The organism is Mesorhizobium sp. B2-3-4 (assembly GCF_006442315.1).
Classification (GTDB): domain Bacteria; phylum Pseudomonadota; class Alphaproteobacteria; order Rhizobiales; family Rhizobiaceae; genus Mesorhizobium.
The window spans coordinates 1-1,840 of record NZ_VFVY01000045.1 but is presented as its reverse complement, the minus strand read 5'-3'; the positions used below and the strand labels follow the sequence as shown (position 1 = coordinate 1,840).

The following is a 1,840-nucleotide window of genomic DNA, read 5'->3' as shown; positions in this document are numbered from 1 at the left end:
TTGCCGTTGACCATGACATAGCCGCGATCGGCGAGTTTGAGCGCGCCGAAGGCGTTCTGCTCGACCAGGAACACGGTGAGCCCCTGCGTCTTGTTGAGCTCGCGGATGGCGTCGAAGATCTGCTTGACGATCAGCGGCGCCAGGCCGAGCGACGGCTCGTCGAGCAAGAGCAGCTTCGGCCGCGCCATCAGCGCGCGCCCGATCGACAGCATCTGCTGCTCGCCGCCCGACAGCGTGCCGCCGCGCTGGGCGATGCGCTCCTTCAGGCGCGGGAACAGCGTGAACACCTTCTCGACGTCCTCGTCATAATGTTTGAGGTTGTCGAGGCTGGCGCCCATCTGCAGGTTTTCCATCACCGTCATGCGCGGGAAGATGCGGCGTCCTTCCGGCGACTGCGCAATGCGCAGGCGCGCGATCTCGTGGGTGGGCATCTGCGTGATGTCGGTGCCGGCGAAGGTGATGGTGCCGGCCCGCGCGCGCGGCGCGCCGAAGATGGTCATCATCAGCGTCGATTTGCCGGCGCCATTGGCGCCGATCAGGGCGACGATCTCGCCCTCGTTGACGGTGACATCGACGCCGTTCAGCGCACGGATGTTGCCGTAATAGGTCTGCACGCCCTTGATATCGAGCAGCGTTGTCGCGGCCATTATTTACGCCCTCCACGCGTTGCGGGCTTGGCCGCCACCTCTTTCGCAAACGCCTTCGCCTGGCCGATCCAGTCTTCGCGCGCGATGCGCCCGTCGAAGGCGAGATAGGCTTCAGCCGCTTCGATGTCGGCCTTCTTCCAGGCTGCGACCTGGTCGAAATGGAAGATGCCGTGGTCGTTCAGCTTCTTCTCGTTGACCGGACCGATACCCTTGATGCGGATCAGGCTGTCGGCCTTGCCGCCGCGCGGTGCATCGAGGCGGTTGGAAATGCCCTTGGCTTTCGCTGCGCGCGCCTTCGCCGGCGTATTTGCCGCCGGAGCTTTTGCTGCGGGCTTGCTCGCGGGCGCTTTCCTGGCGCTCGATTTCGGCTGCGGCCTGGCCGGCGGCGTCGCGGCCGGCATGCTGGCGATCGAGGCCGCGCGGGCATCGACCTGCGCCGCCTTCGAGGCGCCCTTCGACACCGTGACGCGCTCGCCTTCGCTGTGCCCGACCGTGTCGGTCACCGGCCCGGCGAGAAACGAGGATGAGGTTCCGGGGCCATGGGCGGCGTCGGGACCCGTATCGAGTTGCTCGATGACGTCCTCGTCACCGACTTCGGTGAGCACGGTCTCGACCTCCTCGTCGTCGACGCCGAGATAGGCTGCGATGACGCGCGGATCGGTGCGCACGGATTGCGGGCTGCCGTCGGAGATCTTGCGGCCATATTCCAGCACCACGACGTGGTCGGAGATCTGCATCACCACCGACATGTCGTGCTCGATCAAAAGGATCGAGGTGCCGCTTTCATTCTTGATGTCCATCAAGAGCGTGTTGAGCGCCAGCGATTCCTTCGGGTTGAGGCCGGCGGCCGGTTCGTCCAGGCACAGGAGTTCGGGGCCGGTGCACATGGCGCGTGCGATTTCCAGGCGCCGTTGCGCGCCATAGGGCAGGTCGCCCGCCGGATCGTCGGCGCGGTCGATGAGGTCGGCCTTCTCCAGCCAGTACTTGGCAAGCTCGATCGATTCCGCCGAGGCCTTGCGGTAGCTCGAGAAGCCGAACAGGCCAAGGATGGTGTAGCCCGAGGCCTTCATCAGCTTGTTGTGCTGGGCCACCAGCAGGTTCTCCAGCAGCGTCATGCCCGAGAACAGCCGGATGTTCTGGAAGGTGCGCGCCACCTTGGCGCGCGCCGGGATCTCGTGATTGGGCAAGCGCTC

2 protein-coding genes are annotated in these 1,840 nt (G+C 65.5%); both read right to left on the bottom strand.

The genetic code is table 11. The features are described 5' to 3' along the window. Positions 1 to 647: ABC transporter ATP-binding protein (locus tag FJ967_RS33240; RefSeq protein ID WP_140736532.1), on the bottom strand; the 647-nt coding region annotated here is incomplete at its 3' end. After that, positions 647 to 1,840: ATP-binding cassette domain-containing protein (locus FJ967_RS33235; RefSeq protein ID WP_140736531.1), on the bottom strand; the 1,194-nt coding region annotated here is incomplete at its 5' end. The genes FJ967_RS33235 and FJ967_RS33240, both read right to left, overlap by 1 nt.